This is a genomic window from Vulcanimicrobium alpinum, assembly GCF_027923555.1.
Lineage (GTDB): Bacteria > Vulcanimicrobiota > Vulcanimicrobiia > Vulcanimicrobiales > Vulcanimicrobiaceae > Vulcanimicrobium > Vulcanimicrobium alpinum.
This window is the reverse complement of sequence record NZ_AP025523.1, coordinates 2,677,230-2,702,687: the sequence shown is the minus strand read 5'-3', so window position 1 is coordinate 2,702,687 and position 25,458 is coordinate 2,677,230. Positions and strand designations below refer to the sequence as shown.

Sequence of the window (25,458 nt, the reverse complement as noted above, 5' to 3'; positions counted from 1 at the left end):
GATGTCAGCGCGAACCGCCGCCGCCGCCCTGCGGCGCGTGCGCGCGCTGTGCACGGCGCTGCCGGAGGTGAGCGAGCGTCTCAGCCACGGCGCGCCGTGCTTTTTCGTGCGCGACAAGTCGACGTTCGTGATGTTTCTCGACGATCATCACGGCGACGGGCGCTTGGCGCTGTGGTGCGCGGCGCCGACGGGCGCGCAGGAGGCGCTGATCGGCGCCGACGGCGAGCGGTTCTTCCGCCCGCCGTACGTCGGTCATCGGGGCTGGATCGGCGTGCGCCTCGACCGCACGCCTGACTGGCCGGCGATTTCGGAGATCGTCGAGGAAGCGTATCGCGTCGTCGCGCCGCGCACGCTCCTCGCGGCGCTCGACGCACCCAAGGGCTCCTCCCAGCGAAACCGGGAACACTCGAGCGGATGACGATTCGCCGGTTCCGCTTTGCCTTCTTGCTGTGTGTCTTCACAGGCGCCCTGACCGGTCAGGCGCCGTCGGCGCCGGCGACCGACGTCGTGCACGCGACGCTCCGCAACGGGATGGGCGTGGTGATCGTCCGCAACGCGATCGCGCCTGCGGTTTCCACCGAGATGACGTACCTGGTGGGTTCGCGTGACGATCCGGCCGGCGTCCCGGGGATGGCGCACGCCCAGGAGCACATGATGTTCCGCGGGACGCGCAATCTTTCGACGAGCGAACTCGGGACGATCGCGACGGCGCTCGGCGGCTCGTTCAACGCCGCGACGAGCGACACGCTCACGCAATATCAGTTCAACGTCCCGCGCGAGGATCTCGACGCCATCCTGCGCATCGAATCGGACCGGATGCGTGAAGTCCTCGACGCGCAGGACCAGTGGCAGAACGAGCGCGGTGCAATCGAACAGGAAGTGCTGCGCGACGAATCCACGCCCGGCGCCGATTTCTTCCGCGACGCCCAGCGGATCGCATACGACGGCACGCCCTACGGACACGAAGGCGTCGGGACGAAGTCCGCCTTCGACCGGCTCACCGGACCTCAGATCAAGGCGTTTTGGGAGCGCTGGTACGCGCCCAATAACGCGCTGCTCGTCATCGCCGGCGACGTCGATCCGGCGCGCGCGCTCGAGCAGATCCGCGCGCGCTTCGAGAGCATTCCGGCGCGCACGATCGCGTCGCATGCGGCGGCGCATCTCAAGCCCGTGCCGCGCACCGTGCTCAAGCGGACGACGACGCTGATATACCCGCTGGCGGCCGTCGGTTTCCGCATGCCGGGGCTCAACGACGCCGACTTCCTCGCGTCGTTCGTGCTGCAGGGGATCCTCGGCGCCGAGCGCGGTCCGCTCCATGCGCTCCGCGATACGGGTCAAGCGCTCGACGCGGGGTGGACGTCGTTCCCGTACGTCCCCGAAGCGCAGCTCGCGTTTGCGACGGCGGCGCTCCCGCCCGGCGCCGATCCGTCCGCGATGACGGAGAAACTGCAGTCGATCCTTACCGGGTATGCCAAGCGCGGCGTTCCGCGCGAACTCTTCGAGACGACGAAGCGGCACTTGATCGCCGATCAGGAGCAGAGCCGCAACTCGATCGAAGCGCTCGCCTCCGACTGGTCGACCACGATCGCGCTCGACCGTGAACCGTCGATCGCGCACGAACAGGACTTGATCGCGAAGGTGACGCTCGACGAGGTCGACCGCGTCGCGCGCACCTACCTTGACCCGCGTCACGCGATCGTCGGGGCGCTCACGCCTTCGGCGAGCGCGTCGCGCACCGACGCGCCGACGCCGCCGCAGCGCGGGCCGGAAAACCTGCTCGCCGCCCAGCCGCCCGTCACGCACCTCCCGAGTTGGGCGGAAGACGCGATCCATCACGTCGACGTTACGCCGTCGTCGCTCGCGCCGACGCGCACCACGCTGCCGAACGGGCTGACGCTCATCGTGCAGCCGGAGACGATCTCCGACTCGGTGTTCGTGTACGGGCGGGTGAAATCGAATCCCGATCTCGAGGAACCGGCGGGGAAAGAGGGCGTCTCGGCGGTGCTCGACGCGATGTTCCCCTACGGAACGCGCACGCAGGACCGCATCGGATTTCAGCGCGCGCTCGACGACGCCGATTCGAACGCGGTTGCGGGGAGCGGCTTCGGCTTGCAGACGACCTCGAAGCAGTTTGCGCGCGGGGTCGCCCTTCTCGCCCAGAATCAGCTCCAGCCGCGTTTCGACGAGCCGACGTTCGAACTCGCGCGCAAGCGCGCGATCGACGAACTCCAGACGACGCTCTCGAGCAGCGGGACGATTGCGAACCTGCGTGCCGCGCGCTTTCTGCTGCCGCCCGACGATCCGGAACTGCGCCAGCCGACGGCGCGCGGGATGCAGATGCTCGCGCTCGACGACGTGCGCGCGTACTATCAGCACGCGTTCCGCCCCGATCTCACCACAATCGTCGTGGTCGGCAACGTGACTGCCGAAGCGGCGCGCAGCGCGATCGAGCGAGAGTTCGGCAACTGGCGCGCCAGCGGTCCCGCGCCGCAGGTCGAGCCGTCGCCGCTCCCGCCCAACCGGCCGGGCGAGGTGCGCATCCCGATCCCGAGCGGTCAGGACAACGTGCAGCTGCAGCAGATCGTCGGGCTCGAACGCAACGCGCCGCAGCTGTATCCGCTGCTGCTCGGCAACGCGATCCTCGGCGGCGGCTCGCTCGGCCCCGAACAGAGCCGGCTCTTCCGCGATCTGCGCCAGAACGCCGGACTCGTCTACACGGTCGCGTCGCGGCTCCAGCCGCGGCGTTCGCGCTACCTGCTCTCGATCGAGTTCGCGTGCCTGCCGAGCAACGAAGGGCGGATCCTCTCGCTGATCGAGACCGAGATCTCGCGGATGAAAACGCAGCCGGTCGGCGAGTTCGAACTGGCGCTGGCGAAGGCGTCGATCGTGCATCAGACGGCGATCGGCACCGCGTCGGTCAGCGCGATCGGACAGTCGCTGCTCGAAGACGCGCTGGCCGGATACCCGTTCGATCAGGCGCAGATCGACGCGCGGCGCATCGCCGCGACCGACGCGGCCTCGATTCAAAGCGCGTTTTCGACCTACGTCCAGCCGGAGAACTTCGTCCGCACGATCCTCGGACCGCAGCGCTGAGTTCGCGGCGCGCCTAGATCATGTCGTGTGCGAACTCGTCGCCGATCCGTCGAAGCGGTCGTGGATCTCGCTCGCGCGATCGAGCGCGGCATGGACGTTCGGAAGGATGTTGGTCGGCCCGATCTTCCCGACGAACTCGGCGCGCTCGAGGAAACGCTTGGGCTGATCGCGGGCGCCGCAAAGCAGGAGCGTGCGGCCCGAACGTTTCAGCCGTTCGCTCAGCAGCTCGAGCGCGTGCAGCCCCGTCGCGTCGATTGCCGTCATGTTGCGCAGCCGCAGAATGACGATCGGGGCGTACCGCTCGACGTCGCCGGTCTGCTCGAGCAGCGTCTCCGTCGTCCCGAAGAGGAACGGGCCGTGGATGCGCACGATCGAGACGTACGGCGGCATCGGCTTGTCCTGCAGAATGTGGATGCGCCCGTCTTCGACGTCTTCGGGCGTGACCAGCGAAACGGTCGTGGTTTGCGAAATGCGGTAGATGTAGAGCAGCGCCGCGAGCGCCATCCCGACCTCGACGGCGAGGGTCAGATCGGCGATCACGGTCCGCACGAAGGTGACCAGTTGTACGCGACGACGACGAGGATTGCGGCCAGCGTCGCGAGCGGTATCGACGACGCGAGCCGCGCGAAGAGCAGCACGATCGCGAGCAGGGTCGCGGCGTGCACGATCGCGGCCACCGGTGTGCGTCCGCCCGAGCGGACGTTCGTCGCCGTCCGCGCGATCGCGCCGGTAACGGGGATGCCGCCGAAGAGCGGGACGACGAGGTTGGCGACGCCTGTGCGACGAGTTCGGCGTTGGAGTCGTGACGGTCGCCGGTCAGCGAGTCGGCGACGACCGCCGAGAGCAGGCTCTCGACCGCGGCGAGAATCGCGACGGTGAACGCGGACGGGATCAGCGAGAGGATCAAGTCGGGGCGGAACTGCGGGATCACCAGCGGCGGCAGACCGGCCGGAATGCCGCCGAACCGCGAACCGATCGTCGCAACGTGGACGTGAAAGAGCGCGACCGCGCCGGTCGCGACGACGAGCGCGACGATCGCGCCCGGCACCCGGGGCACCAGCCGCGGCATCGCGATCAGCAGCGCCAGCGAGCCGGCGGCGACGAGCGTCGTCGCGAGATCGAACGTCGGTACGGCGCGTGCGAGTGCGGCCATGCGCGCGAAGAACTCCCCGGCGCCGGCGGCGACCTGCAGGCCGAAGAAGTCCTTGATCTGCGTCGAGACGATCAGGAGCGCGATCCCATTGGTGAAGCCGATGACGACCGGGCGCGGGATGAACTTCACCGCCGATCCGAGCCCCGTCAACCCCAGGACCAGCAGGATGCAGCCCGCATCACGGTGACGAGCAGGAGGCCGGAGACGCCGTGCTTCGCGATGATCGCGGCGACGATCACGACGAATGCGCCGGTCGGTCCGGCGACCTGCGTGCGCGAGCCCCCGACGAGCGCGACGAGAAAGCCGCCGATGATCGCCGTGTAGATCCCCGCCTGCGGCACAACGCCGGATGCAATCCCGAACGCCATGGCGAGCGGAAGCGCCACCAGGCCGACCGTGATTCCGGCGATCAGATCGGCGCGAAAACGTGCCGGCGAGTATCCCCGCAGTGCGTGAAGGATCGCCGGCCCGCGGGCGGACTGAACGGCCATGCGACCGCGCTTACGGCGGTCCGGCCCGGTCGCCTGCAGAATGGGCGGCGCACGGATGGCGAAGCTCTACTTTCGATATTCCGCGATGAACGCCGGGAAATCGACCGCGCTGCTTCAAGTCGCGCACAACTACGAAGAACACGGACGGGTCGTGCGCCTGTTCACTTCGGCGATCGATCACCGCTACGGCGTCGGGATCATCACGTCGCGCCTGGGGCCGCAGCGCAAAGTCGAGGTATTCGACGAGGTCATGGATTTCTACGCGCTGCTTGCCCAAGCGCAGGAGCTCTCGTGCGTCCTGCTCGACGAAGCGCAGTTCCTCACTCCGGAACAGGTGCGCCAGCTGCACCGCGCCGCGCACGTCCTCGGCATCCCGGTGATGTGCTACGGGATTCGCAGCGACTTTCGCGGCGAACCGTTCCCCGGCTCGGCGTACCTCCTCACGCTTGCCGACAGCATCGAGGAGATCAAGACGATCTGCGCCTGCGGGAAGAAAGCAACGTTCAACGTGCGCATCGACGAGTACGGCAAGCGGATCGTCGAGGGCGAGCAGATCGCGATCGAAGGCGACGTGCGCTACATCCAGCAGTGCGCGCAGTGCTTCTACCTGCATCGCGTTCCGCCGCTCTTCGACCTCACCTGAGCGTCGCGGGAGCGGCGGCCCCCGCACGAGAAGGCGGCCGATGATGTCACTGCGCGGCCGGACGGCGATCGTCGCCGGTGCCTCGGGCGGGATCGGCTCCGCAACCGTGCGCGCGCTGCTCGCGCGCGGGATGAACGTCGTCCTTGCGGCACCGCAGGATGCGCTGCTCGACGCGATCGCCGCCGAGATCGCGCCGTTCGGCACGCGAACGCTGACGGTGCCGACCGATATCACCTCGCGCCGCGACGTCGATCTCGCCGTCGCGCGCACGTTGGTCGCGTTCGGGCGCGTCGACGCGCTCGTCAACGTCGCGGGGACCAGCACGAGCCCGTCGTTGGCGGATGCGAGCGATGCCGACATCGAACGCGTGCTGGCGGTGAACCTGCTCGGGGCCGCGCGGATGATGCATGCGGTAATCCCCGTGATGCAGGCGCAGCGGGCCGGCGCGATCGTCAACATCGGGTCGATCGCGGGCGAAGCGGGGATCATGGGCGTCTACTCTGGTTCGAAATTCGGGCTGCGCGGCTTGAACGACTCGGTGCGGCGCGAGATGCGGCAGTACGGTGTCGGCGTGACGCTGATCGAGCCGGGGTTCGTCGCGACGCCGATGAACGCGGCGATGGCGAACCTGCCCGGCCCCGAGATCGTGGCCGACGCGATCGTTCGCGCGATCGAACGGCCCCGCCGCCGCGTCATCGTCCCCGCCTCGTATCGCCTTCCGGTGCTGCTGGTCCAGGCGTTTCCGGGTTTGACCGACCTCGTCTTCGGCGACCGCCGGATCCAAGCGCTCCTCAACCGCGACGCGCGCGCCGAGCGCGCGAACGTGCCGTCGTGAGCGCAGCGGCTGCGGGAGAGGCGATCGTCGTCACCGGCGCGTCGACGGGGATCGGCGCCGCCACCGCGCTGCATCTGGCGCGCGACGGCAGCATCGTCTTTGCCGGCGTGCGCAGCGACGCCGACGCGGCGAGCGTTGCCGCGCTGCACCCGAACGTGCGTGCGGTGCGGCTCGACGTCACCGACGACGCGTCGATCGGCGCCGCGCTGCAGCAGGTGCGCGACGCAGCGATCCCGCTGCGGGGGCTGGTGAACAATGCCGGGATCGCGATCGGCGGTCCGCTGGAGTTTCTGCCGGTCAGCGAACTGCGACGCCAGTTCGACGTGAACGTGTTCGGCGCGATCGCGGTGACGCAGGCGTTTTTGCCGATGCTGCGCGCCGCGCGCGGCCGCATCGTCTTCGTCGGTTCGATCTCGGGCCGGCTGGCCTCGCCGTTCATCGGACCGTACAGCGCCTCGAAGTTCGCGCTGCGCGCGCTGACGGACGCGCTGCGGATCGAGCTCGCGCCGTTCGGTGTCGGCGTGACGCTCGTCGAGCCGGGCGCGGTGAAGACGCCGATCTGGGGCAAGGGGCGCGCGTCGGTCGCATCGCAGCGCGCGATGCTGCCGCCGGAGGCGCTGACGCACTACGGGCCGGCGATCGAACGCCTCTTCGCGGTGATCGACGGCGAAGAGAAAGCGGGGCTGCCGGTCGAGCGCGTCTCCGAGGCGATCGCGCACGCGCTGCGAGCACCGCACCCGCCGGCGAACCGCCTCTTGGGCGGTCCGGCCAAGGCGGGGAGCCTCTTGGCGCTCGTCCCCGCGAGGCTGCGCGATCGCGCGATCCGGCGCTCGATGCGCCTTCCCTAGCCGCTACGCGCCGTGCTCGCTGCGCTCAACCTCGTGATACTTCGCCCGAATCTCCTCGATATCGACGGACGGCGCGCGCGTCTTCGGATCGATCGTGCGCAGCGTTTCGGCGACGATCTGTGCAACCGCCCAGTTGCGGAACCACTTGCGGTCGGCGGGGATCACGTACCACGGCGCGCGCGCGGTGCTTGTTTTCTCCAGCACCGCTTCGTACGCGCGCATGTAGTCGTCCCAGTATGCGCGCTCGGTGTAGTCGGACTCGCTGATCTTCCACTGGTGCGCCGGATCGTCGAGCCGCTGCGCGAATCGCCGCAATTGCTCGTCGCGGCTGATGTGCAGGAAGAACTTCAGGATCGTCGTGTTGCCGCGGACGAGGGTCTTCTCGAACGCGTTGATGCGCGCGTACCGCTTCGACCACACCTTTTCCGGGACAAGGTCGTGGACGCGCACCACGAGCACGTCTTCGTAGTGCGAACGGTTGAAGATCGCGATCTCGCCGTGGCCCGGCGTCACCTTGTGCACGCGCCACAGAAAATCGTGCGCCGCTTCCTCGGGCGTGGGCTCCTTGAACGCGTGCGCGTAGGCGCTCAGCGGGCTGAGCGCGCCGAAGACGTGGCGGATCGTGCCGTCTTTGCCGCCGGCGTCCATCGCCTGCAGCACGATGAGCAGCGCGTGACGGTGCTCGGCGTAGAGCCGATACTGCAGGTCGGCGATCGCCGCGAGGGCGTCATGCGTCGCCTGATGCGCGTCGGCCTCGGCGGTAAAAGAGCCCGTATCGCCCGGATCGATCTCGGCGAGCCGCACGCGCTCGTCCGGCGGGATCGCGAAGTGCTTTCGAGCGTTCACATGCACGGTTGCCCTGCCGTCGCGAAGGTGTCGTCCCCCTAGCGGCCCGACCCGCTTTCCGGTATAGTAGGAGGGTTCCCGGCGTCCGCACTAACGGACCGCCGCCGGGTCGTGTCGCCCTCGGGCGCCACGTGTGTAGGGTCGAGTTCCTCTCGGCCATCACCACCTACATCACCGAAAGGTCACTCCTCTCATGGCTGCTCCCAAAGGCAAGCGCGCGGCGGCGAAAAAAGATCGCCGGCCGAAGCGTAAAGTCTGCAATTTCTGCGCCGACAAGCAAGACGACTTGGACTACAAGGACACCACGCGTCTGCGCAAGTTCATCTCCGAGCGCGGCAAGATTCTTCCGCGACGCATCTCCGGCAACTGCGCGGCGCACCAGCGCTCGCTGACGACCGCCGTGAAGCGCGCCCGCGTGATCGCACTGCTCCCGTTCGTCGTCCAGTAGGAGAAGCGCCGTGAAGGTCATTCTCACCAGCGACGTCAAGCCGCTCGGCAACCGCGGTGCGCTCGTCGACGTCAAGGACGGATACGCGCACAACTACCTGCTCCCGCAGAAGCTCGCGGTCGTTGCGACGCCCGGCGCGATGAAGCAGCTCGAGCAGCAGCAGAACGCGAAAAAGCGCAAGCAGGCCGAAGAGGTCGCGAACGCTCAGGACATCGCCACCCAGCTCGAGCAGATCACGATCCGCGTCGCCGCGAAGGCGGGCGGCAACGGCCGTCTGTTCGGCACGGTGACCAACACGCAGGTCGCCGACGCGCTGCAGGAACAGCTCAACGTCACGATCGACCGTCACAAGATCGAGATGAAGGACGGGATCAAGGCGCTGGGGACGTACCCGGTGGAGATTCGTCTGGGGAACAACATCGTCGCGAAGTCGGCGGTACAAGTCGTCGCGCTGAAATAGCGTGCGACGCAGCCCGGAGGAGCGGTTGCGCCGCGAGATCGCGGCGCTGTACGACGTCCTCACCGAAGCGCTGGGGACCGAGAAGGTCGTCATGCGCGCCGGGAAATTGGGCACGCTCAAGGAGATGCGCTCGCAGGCGATCCCCGATCGCCTGCTCGCGCTCCAACGGCTCGTCTTCGAAGATCCCACGCTCGAGACGCGTCCGGGGAAAGCGCAGTACAAGGCGGTCATCAACGAGATCGAAGACCGCCTCGCCGATCTGCTCGCGCAGCGCAGCGTCGGCGACGCGCTCGAAGCGAAGGTCAACGCGAAGATGGTCGCCCGCCATCAGGAGTATCTGCGCGAACTGCGGCTCGAAGCGCTCCGCGAGGACGCGGGGCCCGAGACGCCTGCGACGCAGAGGCGGCTCTCCGAACTCGAAGCGCTCGATGCGCGCGGGCTCGCCCGCGCGGCGCTCGACGTCCTGCGTCCGCGCGCGCTCGACCAGGTCGTCGGTCAGGAATCGGCGATCAAGGCGCTGATCGCGAAACTTGCGTCGCCGTATCCGCAGCACGTGATCCTCTACGGGCCGCCCGGCGTCGGCAAGACGACCGTCGCGCGGCTCGCGCTCGAACTCGCGAAGACGCGCGCGCACGCACCGTTCGCGGCGGCGCCGCCGTTCGTCGAGGCCGCCGGGACGACGCTGCGCTGGGATCACCGCGAGACGACGAATCCGCTGCTGGGGAGCGTACACGACCCGATCTATCAGGGTGCGCGGCGCGACTTCGCGGAGGGCGGCGTCCCCGAGCCGAAGCTCGGCTTGGTGACGAAAGCGCACGGCGGGGTGCTGTTCATCGACGAGATCGGCGAGATGGATCCGGCGATGCAGACGCGCCTGCTCAAAGTGCTCGAAGACAAGCGCGTGCACTTCGAATCGTCCTATTACGACGAGCTCGACCCCAACGTCCCCGCCTACGTGAAGAAGCTCTTCCGCGACGGCGCGCCGGCCGACTTCGTCCTGATCGGCGCGACGACGCGCGATCCCGACGCGATCGATGCGGCGATCCGCTCGCGCTGCGCCGCCGTCTACTTCGAGCCGCTCACCCAGACGCAGGTGGCGCGCATCGTGCGCGAAGCCGCCCAGCGGCTCGGGGCGAAGCTCAACCGCCGCGTCGCCGATCTGATCGCGTCGTACACGATCGAGGGACGCAAAGCGGTGCAGATCCTCGCCGACGCCTACGGTCACGCGCTCGAACGCGCCGGCGGGCGCAGCGCCTCGGTGCGCGAGGAAGACGTCCTCGAGGTCGTGCAGGCCGGGCGCATCGTCCAGCACACGCCGTCGCGTGCGCGGCGCACGAAAGAGATCGGGAAAGCCCATGGCCTGGGCGTGCTGCAGTACGTCGGTTCGATCGTCGAGATCGAAGCGGCCGCGTTCCCGGCGCGCGAGCCGCGCAAGGGGATGGTCCGCTTCAACGATACGGCCGGCTCGATGGCGCGTGACGCCGTCTTCAACGCCGCGTCGGTGCTGCGCGCAATCACCGGCACCGATCCGAGCGACTACGACCTGCACGTCAACGTCGTCGGCGGGGGAAACATCGACGGTCCGTCGGCGGGGCTCGCGTTTTTCCTCGCGCTGCATAGTGCGTTAGCGCGCGTTGCGCTGCCGCAGGACGTCGCGGTGACCGGTGAGATCTCGCTCGCGGGCAGCGTTCGCGGTGTTGGCGGCGTCGTCGAAAAGTTGTATGCTGCCCGTCAAGCCGGGATGCGCGCGATCGTGATTCCGCGCGAGAACGCTCGAGATATCGAAGCTGCACCGGAAGGGATCGACGTGATCGCTGTAGGGACCGTCGTCGAAGCGTTCGCGGCACTCGGCCTGCGCGTCCCCGTTCCGCCTGCGCCGCGCAGCCGCTCTCGAAAGGTATCCCGGTGAACGTCGCCTCGTTCGTCTCCAGCGTCGATCGCCTCCCGCCCAACAACCTCGAGGCGGAGATGGCGCTGCTGGGGTCGGTACTGGTCGACAAGGAGATGATGGCGACGGTCAGCGAGATCGTCCAGCCCGGCGATTTCCACGCGCCGCTCCACGAAACGATCTACCTCGCCCTCTTCGCGCTGTACGAGCGCGGCGAACCGCTCGACAAAGTCGCACTCGCCGAGGAACTCAAGAATCGCGGCCTGCTCGACAAAGTTGGCGGGATGGCGTACCTGAGTTCGCTGATGGACACCGTGCCGACCGCGGCGTCCGCCGAGTACTACGCAAAGATCGTCCGCGAGAAGTCGAGCCTGCGCGGATTGATCCACGCCGGCACGCAGATCACGCAGCTCGGGTACGAGTCCGAAGACGACGTGCCGGGCGCGCTCGACCGCGCCGAGCAGGTCGTCTACGACGTCGGCAACCGCGGCCAGCGCAACGCGTTCGCGACGGTTCCGTCGCTGCTGCTCGGCGTGTTCCAGTCGCTCGAGCGCCGTCACGAGCAGAAGGGCGATCGCACCGGCGTCACCTCCGGCTTCCGCGACATCGACGACTACACCGCGGGCTGGCAGCCGGGCAACCTCGTGATCCTTGCGGCGCGCCCGGCGATGGGCAAGACGTCGCTGGCACTCAACATGGCCGTCGCCGCCGCAAAAGACGAGCGCAAACCGGTCGCGGTCTTCTCGCTCGAAATGACGAAACAGGAGCTCGTCGAGCGGCTGCTCTCGTCGGAAGCGAGGCTCGATGCGTCGAAACTGCGCCGCGGCGCGATCGCCGACCGCGACTGGGAGAAGATCGGCCACGCGATGGGCGTGCTGCACGAACTGCCGATCTATCTTGACGACGCCGGCGCCGTCACGGTCACGGAGATCCGCAGCCGCTTACGCCGCCTCAAGAGCGGGAACGGTCTGGCCGCAGTCTTCATCGACTACCTGCAGCTCGTCCGTCCGGCGACGCTCGGCAAAGTCGTCAACCGCAACGAAGAACTCTCCGACATCTGCCGCACGCTCAAAGCGACGGCCAAAGATCTCGAAGTCCCGATCATCGCGCTCGCGCAGCTCAATCGCGCGGTCGAAACACGCGCCGACAAACGCCCGATGCTCTCAGACTTGCGCGATTGTCTCGCGGGCGAAGCGCGCGTAACCAACGCCGATACCGGTGAGCGTGTTCCGGTCCGTGAAATCGTTGAGCGCGGATTGCGGTTCAACGTCTGGGCCGTCGATGATCGCTTCCGGCTCGTGCGCAAACCGATCACCGACGTCTGGGTCGTCGGTACAAAGCCGATCTTCCGCGTCACGACGAAGAGCGGGCGCGTCCTGCGGTGCACCGACGGCCATCGTTTCCTGACCGCGTCCGGCTGGAGCGAGCTCAAAGACCTCGAGCCGGGCCGCTGCGTCGCCGTACCACGCCGTTACGAGCCGCCGAGCAGCCGCGCAAGCCGGATCCCGCAGGATAAAGCGCTGCTTCTCGGCTGGCTCCTTGGCGACGGCCACCTGGGAGGAAGCGCAACCCTGACGGTGGCGACTGCTGAAGAAGCGCAGCTCGCCTCTGATCTGGCAATGGCCGAATTCGGTCTACGTCCGATCGTCAAGCCGGAGCGCCCCGAGACGTCCGCGCTGCGCGTTGACTTCACGACCGGCACAATGTGCGGAGCGGGCAAGAACCCCCTGACGACGTGGCTCCGCAGCCTCGGCCTGTGGAAAACGACCGGCGCACGCAAGTTCGTTCCGGAAGTGTTGCTTCGCGAGGATGACGAGACGGTCGCGGCGTTCCTACGCGGCCTCTTCCACGCCGACGGCAGCCTGACGAGGAGCGCCACGTCCTCGCGGGTCACGGTTCGCCTCTCGACGATCAGCGAACTCCTCGCGCGCGATGTTCAGCATCTGCTCCTGCGGTTCGGAATCAACGCGATCGTAAAAGCCGACATGCGAAATATCGGCGGGTATCGCTCGACGACGGCGGCGATCTGGACCGTTGCGATCATGCAGCGGGATGCCGTTTGCGCGTTCATGGATCGGATCGGCTTCCTCGGCATAAAGCACGAACGCGCAGCCGAAAAGGTCATTCGCCGCAAGGAAAATGACGCCGGCCAGTTCGATCGGATCCCGGTGGAGGTCAACGGCCACGTCCGTTCCTTACGGCTTGATCGCGACCTCTCACATGCATCGCTCGGGTGGAGGGATCAGGGCAAGGCGATGTCGCGTGAGACGGCCGTGATGCTCGCTGATCGTCTCGATGATGAATTGCTCATCGCTCTCGGCACGTCCGACGTGCTGTGGGATCCGATCGTTGCGGTGGAACCGCAGCGTGAGGAAACCGTCTACGACCTCACCGTCGGGGACCTCCACAATTTCTGCGTCGACGATATCGTGACGCACAACTCTGGCGCGATCGAGCAGGAAGCGGATATCGTGACGTTCTTGTATCGCGACGTCTATTACAACAAAGAGACGTCGCCCGAGCCGGATGCGACCGAGCTCATCATTGCGAAGCATCGCAACGGGAAGGTCGGGACGATTCGGCTGCGGTTCCAGCCGGAACATACGCTCTTCGTGCCGTACGGCGACGAATCGCACTATCCGAATCCGTGAGGGACTGAGCAGCATGCACGCGGCCGGTGGGATCGTTCCCTCGGGCTTGACGCTCGGCGTCGCCGATATCGAGGCGACCGAGAGATTCTACCGCGACGTGCTCGGCGTGAGCGCCGTCCGGCACGGCGACGCGGTGCGGATCGCCTTCGGGGACTTCACGCTGGTCTTCGAGCATGAGCCACCGACGGAGCGTGCAAAATTCGAACTCGCGCTGCGCGTCGAACGCCCCGAAGCGCTCGACGAGATCGCGCAGCGCGTCGGAACGGGGACGTACGCACGCGACGGCGGCGGTCGCGCTCTCTTCGTCACCGATCCCGATCACTACACGATCGAGATCTTCGCGCGCTGAGCCGGATCACGTTGGTGCCGCGAATCGCCCTGATTCTGTCGACCGGCTCGCAAGGCGCCGAGTACCAGGCCGCAGTTCGCGAAGCCGGCGGCGAGCCGGTACGCGTGAGCGCTGCGGATCCCGACGCGGGCGTGCACGTCCTCGACGGCGTCGAGGCCCTGCTGCTGTGCGGCGGCGGCGACGTCGCTCCCGAGCGGTACGATGCGGCACCCTCATCGCTCACCGACGACGTCGACACGGCCCGGGACGAGCTCGAGATTGCCCTGATTCGTGCGGCGCGCGAACGCGGGATCCCGACGCTCTGCATCTGCCGCGGCATGCAGGTCGCAAACGTCGCGTTCGGCGGGACGCTGATTCAAGACATCCCCGAAGCGCTCGGACCGGACGCGCCGATCCGGCACGCGCTGCGAGATCCGTCGGGCCGCGGCGAACGCGGACTGATCCCCGGGCACATCGTTCGCATCGAGCCCGCGAGCATGCTGGCGCGGATCGTCGGAACGCACGATCTGCCGACCGGAGCGCGTCATCATCAAGCCGCGGAACGGATCGCCGCAGACCTTTGCGCGGTGGCGCACACCGACGACGGGATCGTCGAAGCGCTCGAAGCCCGCTTTCCCTCGCCGTTCTGGCTCGCGGTGCAGTGGCATCCGGAGTCGACGCGCACCCTCGACGGGGGCGCGAGCCTTGCCATCTTCCGCGCCTTCGCCGACGCGGCGGCGCGGGTACCGTCGCGTGCCCATCGATAGAGCATTCATCGGCTACGAAGCGCCGCCGATGACCGTCGACGTCGAACGCGGCCGGCTGCGTTTCTTCGCGCAGGCGATCGGCGAAACGTCCCCGGTGTTCAGCGACCTCGCCGCCGCCTGTGCGGCCGGCTATCGCGACCTCCCCGCGCCGCCCACGTTCGCATACACGCTCGAAATGGAAGGGTCGCGTCCGTTCGCCCTGCTGGAGCGCCTGGGCGTCGCGATCGAACGCGTGCTGCACGGCGAACAGCGATTCGCGTATCACGTGCCGATCGTCGCCGGCGACACGCTCACGGTGCGCGCGTCGATCGACGACATCTACACGCGGCCGCCGAGTCCGTACGAATTCATCGCCGTCTGCAGCGAGGTGCGGAACGCGGCCGGCGAACCCGTCGTCACGCTGTTCAAAACGCTGGTCGTGCGGCCGGAGTCCGCCGCCTCGTGAGCGCGCGGCCATTGCGCAAAGGTGACATCGCAGCAACGATGACCGTGCCGCCGATCACGCGAACGGCGCTCGCACTCTACGCCGGTGCGTCGGGAGATCACAACCCGATGCACATCGACGCCGACGTCGCGCGCGCGCACGGCATGCCCGACGTGTTCGCTCAAGGGATGCTCGTGATGGGCTATCTCGGACGCTTGCTGACCGACACGTTCCCGCTCTCGGCGATCGCGGAGTTCGGCGTGCGGTTCGTCGCGATCACCCGCGTGCACCAAGCGCTGACGTGCACGGCGACCGTCAGCGAGATCACCCCCGACGGCGCTCTCCGGCTCGATCTCCGCGCGACCGACGCCGACGGGACGACAACCGTCATGGGGTTCGCACGGATCACGGCGGTGCAGCCTACAGGCCCGTAACCCGCTGAATCGCAAGCGACGACAGCGCGACCGCAACCCACAAGAAGAACCCCAGCGCGAGCGGCCGTGGACCGGCGCGCAGGAGCCGCCGCAGTTCCGTGTTCACGCCGATCGCGGCGAGTGCCGTCGCGATCAGGAAGGTCGCGAGCACGCCGATCGCACCGTGCCATGATGCCCGGACGATCCCGGCTCCGCTCGCGAGCGCCGCGACGAGAAACCACAAGATGAACCACGGCACGATGTGGCGCCAGGGAATCTCCTTGGCCGCACCGCTGCGCGCGCGCAGCGCGACGATCCCCGCGACGATCGGCAGGATCAGCGTCGCGCGCGTTAGTTTGACGATTGTCGCGTAGGCGCCGGCCTGCTGGCCGTAGACGTAGCCCGCCGCAACCACCGACGAGGTGTCGTTGATCGCCGATCCCGCCCACAGTCCGAATTGCGCCTGCGTCATCTGCAGCGCGTGACCGATCGGCGGGAAGACCAGCACGGCGGCGATGTTGTAGAAAAACACCGTTGCGATCGCAAGCGCGATCTCCGTCTCTTCCGGCTCGATCACCGAGGCCACGGCCGCGATCGCGGACGCACCGCAGATCGCGGTGCCGACGCCGATCAGCGAGCGTACCGCGCCGCGCAGCCCAAGGGCGCGTCCGACGAGCGGTGCGAGGAGGAGTGCGACGGCGACGCTTCCGAGCGTCACCGGAAGCGTACCGAGGCCGGTGCGGATCACTGCGCCGATCGAAAGCGCGAGACCCGAAAGGACGATCGCCGCCTGCAGCAACGTGCGCGACGAAAACGCGAGCCCCGGTCGACATCGTTCGGGGAGCGGCATCACGGCGCGCAGCGCGATGCCGAGCACGATCGCGAGCACCGGCGCGCCGGCGAGCGGGACGTAGCGCGCGGCGAAGGTCGCGACGAGCGCGACGGCCGCCGCGAGCGCGATCCCGGGGAGGTTACGAAGCGACGTGCGACTCCGCGATCTCGTGCATCTCGGGATCGCCGATCCCGTGGCGGAGATACGACCGCGAAAGCGCGACGTACTCCGGTCCCGCGTGCTCGACCCACGCGACGGCGGGGCCCTCGAGCTGTTTTTTCACCGTCGCCGGGGCGCCGGCCGCGACGACCCGCGGCGGGATCTTCGCGTTCGCCGCCACCACCGCACCGGCGGCGATCAGGCTCTGCTCGCCCACGACGGCGCCGTTGAGCACCACCGCGTTCGAGCCGATCAGCGCGCCCTTCCCGATCCGGCAGTCTTCCAGGATGGCGCAGTGGCCGACCGTCGCGTCCTCTTCGATCACCGTCTCGCAGTGCTCGCTGACATGCACCACCGAGTTGTCCTGGACGTTCGCGCGCGCGCCGATCCGGATCGGTCCGTTGTCGCCCCGGATCACCGTTCCGAACCAGACGGAGGCTTCCTCGCCGATCTCCACGTCGCCGATCAGCACGGCGGTCGGCGCGACGAACGCGGTCGGCGCCACCTTCGGGCGCTTCCCGCGGTATTCGATGATCATGCGTCTCCCTCGAAGAATGACGGCGAATCTGGAGCGGATCATTTGAGCGAACATCGCCATCGCACCCCCCTGCGCGGGACCAAGGTCATCCCGCGCCCCAAGGCCGACGATCCCAACTACACCGCCGTGAACTACCGCTATGCGGGGGTCGAAGGCCACATCCACGAGGTCGTCGAGATCGGCGGCCGCGAGCTTGCCAAGGTCGGCTTCGACGACCGCAAGATCGTGTATTACTACCTCGACGACCTCGAAAAAGAAGAACGTGCGCCGAAGCGCACGTTCCACGATTTGCCCGACCCTTCGACAAGCTCAGGATGACGGGGTTCGGCTCGGGGTGACGGGGTTCAGCGTACCCGCGTGCTGACGGAAAACACGAAGGAGCGTTCGGGGAGGCCGAAACGCTCGCCGAAGTTTCCGTTGAACTGTTCCTGCAGCGCGTTCGCGTCGCTCCCGAACGCGTTCTCGTGGAGATACTGCGCGTAGCCGAAGCGGCCGTACTGATCGTACTGGCTGTTGAACATGTTCGACACGCCGATGTTGAGCGTCAGCCCGTGCTGCAACGGCGTGCTGAAGAACCCGTCGGCGTACGAGAACGGCGGCCGATAGAGCGCGTTGTTGCGGCCGACGAAGTACCCGTCGAACCGGACCTCCGCCTTGCTGTTGAACGTGAAATCGAGCCCGAGGTTCGCTTTCATGAACGGCACGCCGACCAGCTGACCGCCGTTGATGAGCGTGACGTTGTTCTGCTGGGAGAGGATCGGCACGCCGTAGTAGCGCGCCGAGAGCACATCGAGGCCGGCGTCGACCAGGAACGAGCGGGTGACGCGGTAGCGCTCCGTCGCGCTGATGCCGCGGAAACGGCCCGCTCCGGCGTTGGTGGCCGACGTGAGCGCGAGCTGCGCGATCGTCGCCGGACGTCCGCAGTAGCCGCTGATGCGGGCAAGATAAGCGGCGAGGTTGGCCGGCACGGCACTCGGGCCGAACGTCGTGAGCGGCAGGACGCTCGAGAAGATCGGATTGCTGATTTCCTGATCGTAGCCGACGATCTGAAAGTTGCTGTCGTTCGAGAAGCGGTGACCGTATGAAAGCTCGATCGAGTTCGCTTTTTCGTCGACCAAGGTCGGGTTCGACGAGCTGCCGATGCTGTTCAGTCCGCCGCAGTTGGGGTTGAGCGCGCCCGGCTGCGTCGTCACGTTCGGAGGCGACGACTTGAGCGAGGCGTTCGGCGCCTCGGTGCCGCGGCCGACCGAGACGCGATAGATGTCGACACCCTTCGGGTTGTACACCAGCGACAGGCGGGGATCGAGCGAACTCGTTGCGGTGACGGAACTGTGCTGGAGGTTGAGGTTCGCGAACGCCGTCAGTGCGGGACCGAACTTGTAGATGTCGCGCAGGAACACATTGTTCGTCACCTGCGGAACATCCGGCTTGTTCTTGACGCCCTTCGGGCCGTACGTGCCGCTCTGATAGATTTGGGCGACGCTCAGGAACCCGATCCCGAGGTCGTTGTGATCGGTCACGAAGTCGTCGCTGATGCGTCCGCCGACCGTGCGGTACTTATTGGTGAAGCCCGCCAGATTGCGATCGTAATACTGGTAGAACGCGTTCTGGAAGCCCTCGACCACGATCGTGTTGGCGCCGAGCGCCGTCGTGAGCCGGTAATTATAGTCTTGCAGGTGCAGGGTCTGAAACGCGAGCGGCGTGCCGCCCGAGGGTCCCGAGAACGTCGAGGCATACTGCGCCGGAGTGAAGCAGGCGTTCGGGTTCGCGTCGGTAGCCGCAAGGTAACCCGTGCTCCCGTCCGGGAGCGTGCACGTGTTGCCGCCCTGCTGTGCCGAGTAGAGCGCAAACTCCGGCGTCACGAAGTCGTTGTCGCCTTCGCCGGTCTTGTCGTCCCACGACGTCGCGTCGTAGAAGCCGAGCGCGACGGAGGTTTTCGGCGAAAGCTGATAGCGCAGTTTGCCCAGCGAGTTGCGCAGGACGTAGTTGCCGGTGACGAGCCAGGTGTTCGCCGCGACGTTGGCGGAGGTGGCGTCGCCGGCGAGCAGACCGGACTGCGTGACGACCTGCGGGTCGAACCCGCCGACGCTGCCCTCGACGCCGTGCACGAACGCGTAGCCGAGGCGGCCGATCGTGCCGGTCGCCTGCGCGACGGTTTGCGAACGCGCCTGCGTCCCGAAGCCTTGCTTGAAGGAAAATTCCGGCGTGCGCGTCGGGTCGATCGTCTGGAAGTCGATCGTCCCCGCGAGCGCCTGCACGCCGGTGAGCGCGGCTCCGCCGGTACCGTAGGTGATCGCGATGTTGTTCAGCGCGAACGACGGCGAGAGCTGATAGTTGAAGCCGCCGCCCGTACCGTTGAACACGCCTTGCGGCCCGACCGGGTGACCGTCGATCAGCAACTGCGCTTCCGACGGGCGCTGCCCGCGGATCGAGATGTTGAGGTCGTCGCCGGGTGCGGAGTCGAGGTTGAACGAGGTAAGGCCGGGCGCCGCAAGCAGCGCGTCGCCGACGCGCAGTTTTGCTTCGCTCTGAATCGCGATCGGGTCGATGTTGCGGTTGATGACGGTGGTCGTCGCGAGGGCTGACCGCGTCGCATTGACGCGACCGATGATGCGCAGGGAGCCTTCGCCCGTGGCGCGGGTGAGGACGACGCGCAGCGTGATCCCCGCCGTTCCCGGCGCCACGGCTTGATCGGTCAGTCGGGCGCGCTGATAGCCGTTCACGGCGAATTCGAGATCGTAGATCCCGGCCGGCTGGTTCGCGAACGTGAACGTTCCCGCGTTGTCCGTCGTCGTCTCGGCGATCCGACGGCCCGCTTGGAACAGCACCACGCTCGTACCGGACAGCCCGAGCCCCGTCTGCTGATCGACGACGTTGCCGGTGATGGTCGCGGTCTGCGCCGCTTGCGCGAGCACAGGGGAGGAGCTGAGGACCGTACCGGCCCCCGTCGCAAGGAAGAGCGCCGCCGCGATAGCGACGCGCATCGTGTGTCTGTTCATCTCTTGCACAGGGTCCTGGCACGACCTTAATGACAGGTTGCCGTTTTGTTAAGCGCCGTTTATGCGGAGCGGGAACGCGGTGAATTGCGCGTACCGTCGTTGCGATGGAGGAGCTGCGGTGCTCCGTTCGAACGGACGTCGCCGTGCTGACACCTGCTGCTCCGCCGCAACCCGTCCCCGTCTACAGCGGCTTCGATTACGTTACCGTCGACGCGGCGCGGCGGCGCGTCTATGCCGCGCACACCGGTGCGCGGGCCCTGCTGGTCGTGGACGCCGACTCCGGAGCGGTCCTCGGACAAGTGCGTACCGGCGCGTCGCACGGCATCGCGGTCGATCCGTCGACGGGTCACGTGTTCGTCGGTGCCGAGAAGTCCGTCATGGAAGTGGATCCCGTGGCGATGAAGGTCGTCAAGAGCGTTGAGGTGGGCTCAGCCGTCGACGCGCTCGCGTTCGACCGCTCCACGGAACGGGTGTATGTCGCGGAGGACGACGGCACGCATCTGTACGTCGTCGATGCGAACTCGTTCAAGGTCGTGAAGTCGATTGAGATCCCGGGCCACAAGCCCGAGTATCTCGCCGTCAACCCGAAGACGCACGAGGTGTATCAGAACATCGACAACGTGCACGAGATTGCGGTGATCGACCCGTCGGGGCTGCGGGTGTCGCGAACGATTCCGACACCCGAGCTGGTGCACAACCACCCGCTGCAGTGCGATGCGGAGTTCGATCAGATCGTCGTCGGCGGCGGAGATGCGGCCGACCCCGCCAAGGGCCTCTTCGTCGCTTATACGCCGGACGGGAAGAAGATCGGGCAGGTCGGTTCGGCCCGCTTCGACCAGTGCGACCTCGACGCCAAGCAGCATATCGTCGCTTGCGGCGGCGGGGGCGGCGTGACGCGCTTCCAGTTGACGAAGAACGGCGCCCCGACGGTGCTCGATACGACGAAGGTCGATGCGGCGGTGGGCACGGTCGGGATCGATTCGTCCAATCATGCCGTCTGGACCGTATGGGGCGACCGCAACGCCAAGGGCACCGGCGACTTCGTCCAGCGCCTCAACCCGAGCCCTTGACGCCGGGCGCGGGCGCGTGGTAAGGTCCGGCGCATGAACCGCCGGTCCCTGGCGATGATGATGTGCTGCTGTTCCCCGCGGGGGACGGTGTAGTTCGTCGTCGCCCTTCGGCGTTCTGATGACACTGCAACGGCCCTCGCCTCCCGGCGAGGGCCGTCGTGTTCTCCGGCCCCATTTTTTCGCTCGACGCATTCGTGAGAAGAGGTCCACGATGAGCAGTACCCTCGACCCGGCCGCTGCGCGCGGCTTCGAAACGGTCGCCCTGCACGGCGGCCACGACGGCGATCCGACCACCAAAGCGCGTGCCGTTCCGATCTATCAGACGACGTCGTACAACTTCGACGATACGTCGCATGCGGCGCGCCTGTTCGCGCTGCAAGAGTTCGGCAACATCTACACGCGCATCATGAACCCGACAACCGATGTGTTCGAACAGCGCGTCGCCGCGCTCGAAGGCGGCGTCGGCGCGCTCGCGGTCGCCAGCGGCCAGGCCGCGGTCGTGTACTCGATCCTCAACATCGCACGCGCGGGCGATCACATCGTCAGCGCCGCGTCGTTGTACGGCGGCACGTATAACGCGTTCGAGCACACGCTCCCGCGGTTCGGGATCGAGGTGACGCTGGTCGACGCGTCCGACCCGGCGGCGTTCGCCGCGGCGGTCAAGCCGAACACGAAAGCGTTCTTTGCCGAGACGATCGGCAACCCGGCCGTCGACGTCCTCGATGTCGAAGCGATCGCGAAAGCGGCGCACGACGCCGGCGTTCCGCTCATCGTCGACAACACGCTCGCCACGTCGTATCTGCTCCGCCCGATCGAGCACGGCGCCGACGTTGTCGTGCACTCCGCGACGAAGTTCATCGGCGGTCACGGCACGACGATCGGCGGCGTCATCGTCGACTCCGGTAAGTTTGACTGGACGCAAGGCCGGCATCCGGAGTTCACGACCCCCGATCCGTCATACCACGGCCTGAAGTACGTTGAAGCGCTCGGGCCGCTGGCCTACATCCTGAAAGCGCGCGTGCAATTGCTGCGCGACGTCGGAGCGGCGCTCTCGCCGTTCAACGCGTTCCTGCTGCTGCAGGGACTCGAGACGCTCGGTCTGCGCATCGAGCGCCACAGCGCGAACGCGTTGCGGGTCGCCGAGTTTCTGCGCGATCATCCGGCGGTGCGCTGGGTGCGGTATCCGGGCCTTCCCGGCGATCCTGCGTACGCGCGCGCGCAGAAGTATCTGCCCAAAGGCGCGGGCGCGATCCTGACCTTCGGCGTGAAAGGCGGCGCCGACGAGGCGCGTGCGCTGATCGATCGTCTGCAGTTGTTCTCGCTGCTGGCGAACGTCGGCGACGCGAAGTCGCTCGTGATCCATCCGGCGTCGACGACGCACCAGCAGCTCTCGCCGGCGGATCAGATCGCGAGCGGCGTGAGCGACGACTTGATCCGCCTCTCGGTGGGGATCGAGTCGATCGACGACATCGTCGGCGATCTCAAACAGGCGCTCGGGTGAGCGAGGTTCTCGAGCGCGACGTCGAGGTCGGCACGATCGAGCTGACCTCCGGCGAAACGCTCCACAGCGTCGTGCAGCGGGTCACGCTGTACGGCGCTGCGCCGCGGCCCGACGGCAGCAACGTCGTCTTCGCGCCGCACGCGCTCACCGGGTCGTCGCGGGTCGCCGACTGGTGGGACGGGATTTTCGGCCCCGGCGCCCTCTTCGACCCGGCGCGCTGGTGCATCGCCGGCGTCAACGCGCTCGGCGGCTGCTACGGTTCGACCGGACCGACGTCGCTCGCGCCCGACGGCACGCGCTGGGGGCCGCGCTTTCCGGTGGTGACCGTCGCCGATATGGTGGAGGCGCAGCGGCGCGCGCTCGCAGCGCTCGGGGTCGAGCGTTTCGGCGTGATCATCGGCGGCTCGCTCGGCGGATTTCAAACGCTGCAATGGGTGCGGGCGCACGGCGACCGCGTCGCGCACGCGATCGTGGTGGGCGCGTACGATCACTTGCGCGCGCAGGGGATCGCGCAGAACGGTGCGGCGCGCGACGCGATCGCGCTCGACCCCGCGTTTCGCGGCGGCTGGTACGACGCGGCGCCGGTCGCGGGGCTGCGGCTCGCGCGCGCGATCGCGACACTGACATACAAGAGCGAGTATCTCTTCGAAGCGCGTTTCGCGAACCGCCCCGACCGCAAAGGCGGCGATCCGTCCCGCCGGCTCGACGACCGTTTCGACGTCGAGGGATATCTCGACCATCAAGGCGATCTGTTCGCGGCGCGCATCGACGCGAACAGTTACCGGACGCTGACCCGCGCGATGGATCTGTTCGATCTGCGCGGACGCGAAGCGCCGGCGGGGCCGACGCGGCTGACGTTCGTGGGGATCGCCGGCGATCAGCTCTATCCGCCCGAGCACGTCTGGTCGTGCGCGGCGCGCTGGGCCGAGGCCGGGTGGGACGCCGGCTACCGGCATCAGCACAGCGATCACGGGCACGACGCATTCTTGGCGGAGCCCGATCAGCTGGCGGCGCTGCTGCGCGACGAACTCGCGCGCGGCGCCGAAGGGGCGTCCTCTTGCGCGGAGGGCGCCGAGCGTGCTACGGTCGCGGCATGTTCGCGCACGGCGTGATTACGACCACGATGACGACTACCCTCGGCGAGGGCGGGTCTGGATCGACGTCGGCGTAAACCACACCGCTCACGAACGACAGATACGGCCCTCGCCTCACGGCGGGGGCTTTTTCGTTTCTCTGATGCTGCTGCGATCATGGAGGATTCCGTGCTGACCCTCTCCGGCGTTCCGTCTCCGTCCGATGCCCCGTCGATTGCGACGGCCGGCACCGCGACGACGCGCGTCGACGGTATCGGGCTCCTCGGTTGCGGGACCGTCGGCGCGAGCGTCGCGCGGCGTCTGCTCGCGCTGCATCCGCAGCTGGTCCGCGCGATCGCGGTGCGCGATCCGCACAAGCCGCGCGCGGTCGAATGGGCCGATTTCGAGAGCGATCCGTTCGAGGTGGTCGACGATCCGGCGGTGCGCGTCGTGGTGGAGTGCATCGGCGGCGTCGGCCTCGCGCGCGAACTGGTGCTGCGGGCGATCGCGCGCGGCAAAGACGTCGTCACCGCGAACAAAGACCTGATCGCGACGGAGGGGCCGTGGCTCGCTGCGTTCGCCGCCCGCACCGGCGCGTCGCTGCGCTACGAAGCCGCGGTCGGCGGCGCGATCCCGATCGTGCGCGCGATGGCCGGTTCGCTCGCGAACGAGGACGTGCTCGAGATCGGCGGCGTCGTGAACGGGACGACCAACTTCATCCTCGACGCGATGAGCGACGGCGCCGGCTACGACGAGGCGCTCGCGGAGGCGCAGCGGCTCGGCTACGCCGAGACGGATCCGCGCGCCGACGTCGACGGGCACGACGCGGCGCACAAGCTCGCGATCCTCGCCGGGCTGGCGTTTCATCGTCCGTCGGTCTCGGGACGCATCGCTCGCCGCGGTATCGGCGCTTTGACCGCCGAGGACGTGCGGGCGGGCGCGGAGCGGGGCTGGCGGCTCAAACTGCTCGCTGTGGCGCGCCGGGTGGAGGAACCGCCGGCGGCTGAGGGCGACCGTGCGCTGGTCGTCGAGGCGGGCGTGACGCCCGCGTACGTCCCGGCCGACCACCCGTTCGCACGCCCGCGCGGCGCTGAGAACGTCGTCCGGGTCGTCGGTGCCGGCTGCGGCGAGCTGCTCTTCGCGGGAACCGGGGCGGGCGGCGACCCGACGGCCTCCGCCGTGGTCGCCGACGTCGTCGCGGCGCTCGAATCGCGCGAGCGCCATGTCCCCGCGCATGCCGGCCCCGATCTCCAGACGGTGCCGCTCCGGCTGCCGGCGTTCGAGCGCGTGCGGGACGGGGTGCGTTCGGCGATTCCGGTGTGGGCGGCCGCGTAGTGGGAACACTCAAAATCCGATATGTCGTCAGCACTCGCGCGGCGGTGGGCCGTTCCGGCGTTGTTGCTGGCCGCCGCCTCCGGCGCCGCGGCTGAGCCGCCGAGTGCCCGCGACGTGCTCTCCCGGTACGTTGCGTGCGATGCGCCGATCGCGTCCTACGCCGTCCCGGTGCACCTCGACGTCCGCCTGCGCAAACTGATCGGCCTGCGCTTCGGCTTGAACGGGATGCAGTATTTCAAGCGGCCGGGGCGCTTGGCGCTCGAGATCCGCAGCGTCCCCGAACAGTACCGCCGGCTCTTCGGCGAGATCGGCACGCCGCTGACGTGGACCGAACGCTACAACTTGCGCGTCGCCGGCGGCGGCCCCGGGACGACGCACATCGAGGGGACGCCGAAACATGCCGGCGACATCGCGCGCCTCGCGCTCGACGTCCCCGCCGACCCGCGAGCGCCGCTGCAAGGGACGTGGTACACGCGTGACGGCGTTGCGATCGCGATGACGATCGACGAGCAAACGGTGGGCGCGTACGAGCTCCCCAAGCGCACGCAGGTCGATCTCGCGACGAGCGGATATCACGTCCACGCCGTGTTCAACTACGGCGACTACACGGTGAACACGGCGGTCGCGGACTCGCTTTTCGGCACGTAGAGGCGCACCGGCATC

25 protein-coding genes and 1 pseudogene are annotated in these 25,458 nt (G+C 67.9%); 19 read left to right on the top strand and 7 right to left on the bottom strand.

Annotation, left to right across the window (positions count from 1 at the left end; translation table 11 throughout):
• The first annotated feature begins 1 nt into the window (after window position 1).
• Both WPS_RS13850 and WPS_RS13845 read left to right on the top strand, forming a co-directional pair.
• Complete coding sequence (locus WPS_RS13850; RefSeq protein WP_317995064.1) at window positions 2–418, top strand: MmcQ/YjbR family DNA-binding protein; 417 nt, start codon at window positions 2–4, stop codon at window positions 416–418.
• Window positions 415–3,093, top strand: coding sequence for a M16 family metallopeptidase (locus WPS_RS13845; RefSeq protein ID WP_317995063.1), 2,679 nt, complete (start codon window positions 415–417; stop codon window positions 3,091–3,093). Before WPS_RS13850 ends, WPS_RS13845 begins: the two co-directional genes overlap by 4 nt.
• Before the next feature lie 18 nt (window positions 3,094–3,111).
• Here the strand turns inward: WPS_RS13845 and WPS_RS13840 are convergent, their stop codons facing one another.
• The 3 genes and pseudogenes from WPS_RS13840 to WPS_RS13830 all read right to left on the bottom strand — a co-directional run bounded on the left by WPS_RS13840 (window position 3,112) and on the right by WPS_RS13830 (window position 4,737).
• Window positions 3,112–3,642 (bottom strand): STAS domain-containing protein, encoded by a 531-nt coding sequence (locus WPS_RS13840; protein ID WP_317995062.1) that lies wholly within the window; start codon window positions 3,640–3,642, stop codon window positions 3,112–3,114.
• Window positions 3,630–4,375: pseudogene (locus WPS_RS13835) on the bottom strand (SulP family inorganic anion transporter). The gene WPS_RS13840 and the pseudogene WPS_RS13835 overlap by 13 nt, the downstream one beginning before the upstream one ends.
• Window positions 4,376–4,392: 17 nt before the next feature.
• On the bottom strand, window positions 4,393–4,737 hold the full coding sequence (locus WPS_RS13830) for a SulP family inorganic anion transporter (protein ID WP_317995061.1): 345 nt from the start codon (window positions 4,735–4,737) through the stop codon (window positions 4,393–4,395).
• Between the two features lie 55 nt (window positions 4,738–4,792).
• On the opposite strand from WPS_RS13830, the gene WPS_RS13825 reads away from it, so the two are divergent.
• From WPS_RS13825 to WPS_RS13815, 3 genes are read left to right on the top strand one after another with little or no spacing between them, the layout of a single operon-like run.
• Entirely contained in the window at window positions 4,793–5,380 is a 588-nt protein-coding gene (locus WPS_RS13825; RefSeq protein ID WP_405054962.1) for a thymidine kinase, read from the top strand.
• A 40-nt stretch (window positions 5,381–5,420) separates the two neighbouring features.
• Window positions 5,421–6,215, top strand: a complete 795-nt coding sequence (locus WPS_RS13820; protein WP_317995059.1) for an SDR family NAD(P)-dependent oxidoreductase — start codon at window positions 5,421–5,423, stop codon at window positions 6,213–6,215.
• A complete protein-coding gene (locus WPS_RS13815; protein WP_317995058.1) occupies window positions 6,212–7,063 on the top strand; it encodes an SDR family oxidoreductase in 852 nt (283 codons plus the stop codon). Before WPS_RS13820 ends, WPS_RS13815 begins: the two co-directional genes overlap by 4 nt.
• Window positions 7,064–7,066: 3 nt before the next feature.
• Here WPS_RS13815 and WPS_RS13810 read toward each other — a convergent pair whose 3' ends face one another.
• On the bottom strand, window positions 7,067–7,909 hold the full coding sequence (locus WPS_RS13810) for a polyphosphate kinase 2 family protein (protein ID WP_317995057.1): 843 nt from the start codon (window positions 7,907–7,909) through the stop codon (window positions 7,067–7,069).
• Window positions 7,910–8,102: 193 nt separating this feature from the next.
• Between WPS_RS13810 and rpsR the strand changes: the two genes are divergently transcribed.
• The 8 genes from rpsR to WPS_RS13770 are packed head-to-tail and all read left to right on the top strand — an operon-like array spanning window position 8,103 to window position 15,309.
• Window positions 8,103–8,357, top strand: coding sequence for a 30S ribosomal protein S18 (gene rpsR / locus WPS_RS13805; RefSeq protein WP_317995056.1), 255 nt, complete (start codon window positions 8,103–8,105; stop codon window positions 8,355–8,357).
• A 10-nt stretch (window positions 8,358–8,367) separates the two neighbouring features.
• Window positions 8,368–8,817, top strand: a complete 450-nt coding sequence (gene rplI / locus WPS_RS13800; RefSeq protein WP_317995055.1) for a 50S ribosomal protein L9 — start codon at window positions 8,368–8,370, stop codon at window positions 8,815–8,817.
• Between the two features lies 1 nt (window position 8,818).
• The gene (gene lonC, locus WPS_RS13795) at window positions 8,819–10,726 is read left to right on the top strand and encodes a Lon family ATP-dependent protease (protein ID WP_317995054.1); all 1,908 of its coding nucleotides are present in this window, start codon (window positions 8,819–8,821) and stop codon (window positions 10,724–10,726) included.
• Window positions 10,723–13,356 (top strand): replicative DNA helicase, encoded by a 2,634-nt coding sequence (locus tag WPS_RS13790; protein WP_317995053.1) that lies wholly within the window; start codon window positions 10,723–10,725, stop codon window positions 13,354–13,356. The genes lonC and WPS_RS13790 overlap by 4 nt, the downstream gene beginning before the upstream one ends.
• A 13-nt stretch (window positions 13,357–13,369) precedes the next feature.
• The gene (locus WPS_RS13785; protein ID WP_317995052.1) at window positions 13,370–13,705 is read left to right on the top strand and encodes a VOC family protein; all 336 of its coding nucleotides are present in this window, start codon (window positions 13,370–13,372) and stop codon (window positions 13,703–13,705) included.
• Between the two features lie 14 nt (window positions 13,706–13,719).
• Window positions 13,720–14,451 carry a gamma-glutamyl-gamma-aminobutyrate hydrolase family protein gene (locus WPS_RS13780; RefSeq protein WP_317995051.1) on the top strand — a complete coding sequence of 244 codons (732 nt, stop codon included), beginning with the start codon at window positions 13,720–13,722 and terminating at the stop codon, window positions 14,449–14,451.
• Window positions 14,438–14,896: a MaoC family dehydratase N-terminal domain-containing protein gene (locus WPS_RS13775; RefSeq protein ID WP_317995050.1), complete on the top strand. Its 459-nt coding sequence runs from the start codon at window positions 14,438–14,440 to the stop codon at window positions 14,894–14,896. The genes WPS_RS13780 and WPS_RS13775 overlap by 14 nt, the downstream gene beginning before the upstream one ends.
• Window positions 14,897–14,934: 38 nt before the next feature.
• On the top strand, window positions 14,935–15,309 hold the full coding sequence (locus WPS_RS13770) for a MaoC/PaaZ C-terminal domain-containing protein (RefSeq protein ID WP_317995049.1): 375 nt from the start codon (window positions 14,935–14,937) through the stop codon (window positions 15,307–15,309).
• Here the strand turns inward: WPS_RS13770 and WPS_RS13765 are convergent.
• Both WPS_RS13765 and WPS_RS13760 read right to left on the bottom strand, forming a co-directional pair.
• Entirely contained in the window at window positions 15,296–16,249 is a 954-nt protein-coding gene (locus WPS_RS13765; protein ID WP_317997552.1) for a YeiH family protein, read from the bottom strand. The genes WPS_RS13770 and WPS_RS13765 overlap by 14 nt on opposite strands.
• A gap of 10 nt (window positions 16,250–16,259) precedes the next feature.
• A complete protein-coding gene (locus tag WPS_RS13760; RefSeq protein WP_317995048.1) occupies window positions 16,260–16,817 on the bottom strand; it encodes a gamma carbonic anhydrase family protein in 558 nt (185 codons plus the stop codon).
• A gap of 42 nt (window positions 16,818–16,859) precedes the next feature.
• Here WPS_RS13760 and WPS_RS13755 point away from each other — a divergent pair, with 42 nt between their 5' ends.
• A complete protein-coding gene (locus tag WPS_RS13755) occupies window positions 16,860–17,135 on the top strand; it encodes a hypothetical protein (RefSeq protein ID WP_317995047.1) in 276 nt (91 codons plus the stop codon).
• A gap of 26 nt (window positions 17,136–17,161) precedes the next feature.
• On the opposite strand, the gene WPS_RS13750 is transcribed toward WPS_RS13755, so the two are convergent.
• Window positions 17,162–19,801 (bottom strand): carboxypeptidase regulatory-like domain-containing protein, encoded by a 2,640-nt coding sequence (locus WPS_RS13750; protein WP_317995046.1) that lies wholly within the window; start codon window positions 19,799–19,801, stop codon window positions 17,162–17,164.
• A 158-nt stretch (window positions 19,802–19,959) separates the two neighbouring features.
• On the opposite strand from WPS_RS13750, the gene WPS_RS13745 reads away from it, so the two are divergent.
• The 5 genes from WPS_RS13745 (at window position 19,960) to WPS_RS13725 (ending at window position 25,443) form a co-directional block, all read left to right on the top strand.
• Window positions 19,960–20,886 carry a YncE family protein gene (locus WPS_RS13745; RefSeq protein ID WP_317995045.1) on the top strand — a complete coding sequence of 309 codons (927 nt, stop codon included), beginning with the start codon at window positions 19,960–19,962 and terminating at the stop codon, window positions 20,884–20,886.
• Between the two features lie 211 nt (window positions 20,887–21,097).
• Window positions 21,098–22,387: a homocysteine synthase gene (locus WPS_RS13740; protein ID WP_317995044.1), complete on the top strand. Its 1,290-nt coding sequence runs from the start codon at window positions 21,098–21,100 to the stop codon at window positions 22,385–22,387.
• Entirely contained in the window at window positions 22,384–23,499 is a 1,116-nt protein-coding gene (locus tag WPS_RS13735; protein ID WP_317995043.1) for a homoserine O-acetyltransferase family protein, read from the top strand. Before WPS_RS13740 ends, WPS_RS13735 begins: the two co-directional genes overlap by 4 nt.
• A gap of 138 nt (window positions 23,500–23,637) precedes the next feature.
• Window positions 23,638–24,795 carry a homoserine dehydrogenase gene (locus WPS_RS13730; RefSeq protein ID WP_317995042.1) on the top strand — a complete coding sequence of 386 codons (1,158 nt, stop codon included), beginning with the start codon at window positions 23,638–23,640 and terminating at the stop codon, window positions 24,793–24,795.
• 21 nt (window positions 24,796–24,816) lie between these two features.
• Window positions 24,817–25,443: a hypothetical protein gene (locus WPS_RS13725; protein ID WP_317995041.1), complete on the top strand. Its 627-nt coding sequence runs from the start codon at window positions 24,817–24,819 to the stop codon at window positions 25,441–25,443.
• The last annotated feature ends 15 nt before the right edge of the window (window positions 25,444–25,458 follow it).

Coding starts and splice junctions, on each gene's coding strand:
- WPS_RS13850 (WP_317995064.1), top strand. CDS start 2: ATGTCAGCGCGAACCGCCGCCGCCGCCCTGCGGCGCGTGCGCGCGCTG.
- WPS_RS13845 (WP_317995063.1), top strand. CDS start 415: ATGACGATTCGCCGGTTCCGCTTTGCCTTCTTGCTGTGTGTCTTCACA.
- WPS_RS13830 (WP_317995061.1), bottom strand. CDS start 4,737: ATGGCCGTTCAGTCCGCCCGCGGGCCGGCGATCCTTCACGCACTGCGG.
- WPS_RS13825 (WP_405054962.1), top strand. CDS start 4,793: ATGGCGAAGCTCTACTTTCGATATTCCGCGATGAACGCCGGGAAATCG.
- WPS_RS13820 (WP_317995059.1), top strand. CDS start 5,421: ATGATGTCACTGCGCGGCCGGACGGCGATCGTCGCCGGTGCCTCGGGC.
- rpsR (WP_317995056.1), top strand. CDS start 8,103: ATGGCTGCTCCCAAAGGCAAGCGCGCGGCGGCGAAAAAAGATCGCCGG.
- WPS_RS13785 (WP_317995052.1), top strand. CDS start 13,370: ATGCACGCGGCCGGTGGGATCGTTCCCTCGGGCTTGACGCTCGGCGTC.
- WPS_RS13770 (WP_317995049.1), top strand. CDS start 14,935: ATGACCGTGCCGCCGATCACGCGAACGGCGCTCGCACTCTACGCCGGT.
- WPS_RS13760 (WP_317995048.1), bottom strand. CDS start 16,817: ATGATCATCGAATACCGCGGGAAGCGCCCGAAGGTGGCGCCGACCGCG.
- WPS_RS13750 (WP_317995046.1), bottom strand. CDS start 19,801: ATGCGCGTCGCTATCGCGGCGGCGCTCTTCCTTGCGACGGGGGCCGGT.
- WPS_RS13740 (WP_317995044.1), top strand. CDS start 21,098: ATGAGCAGTACCCTCGACCCGGCCGCTGCGCGCGGCTTCGAAACGGTC.
- WPS_RS13730 (WP_317995042.1), top strand. CDS start 23,638: ATGGAGGATTCCGTGCTGACCCTCTCCGGCGTTCCGTCTCCGTCCGAT.
- WPS_RS13725 (WP_317995041.1), top strand. CDS start 24,817: ATGTCGTCAGCACTCGCGCGGCGGTGGGCCGTTCCGGCGTTGTTGCTG.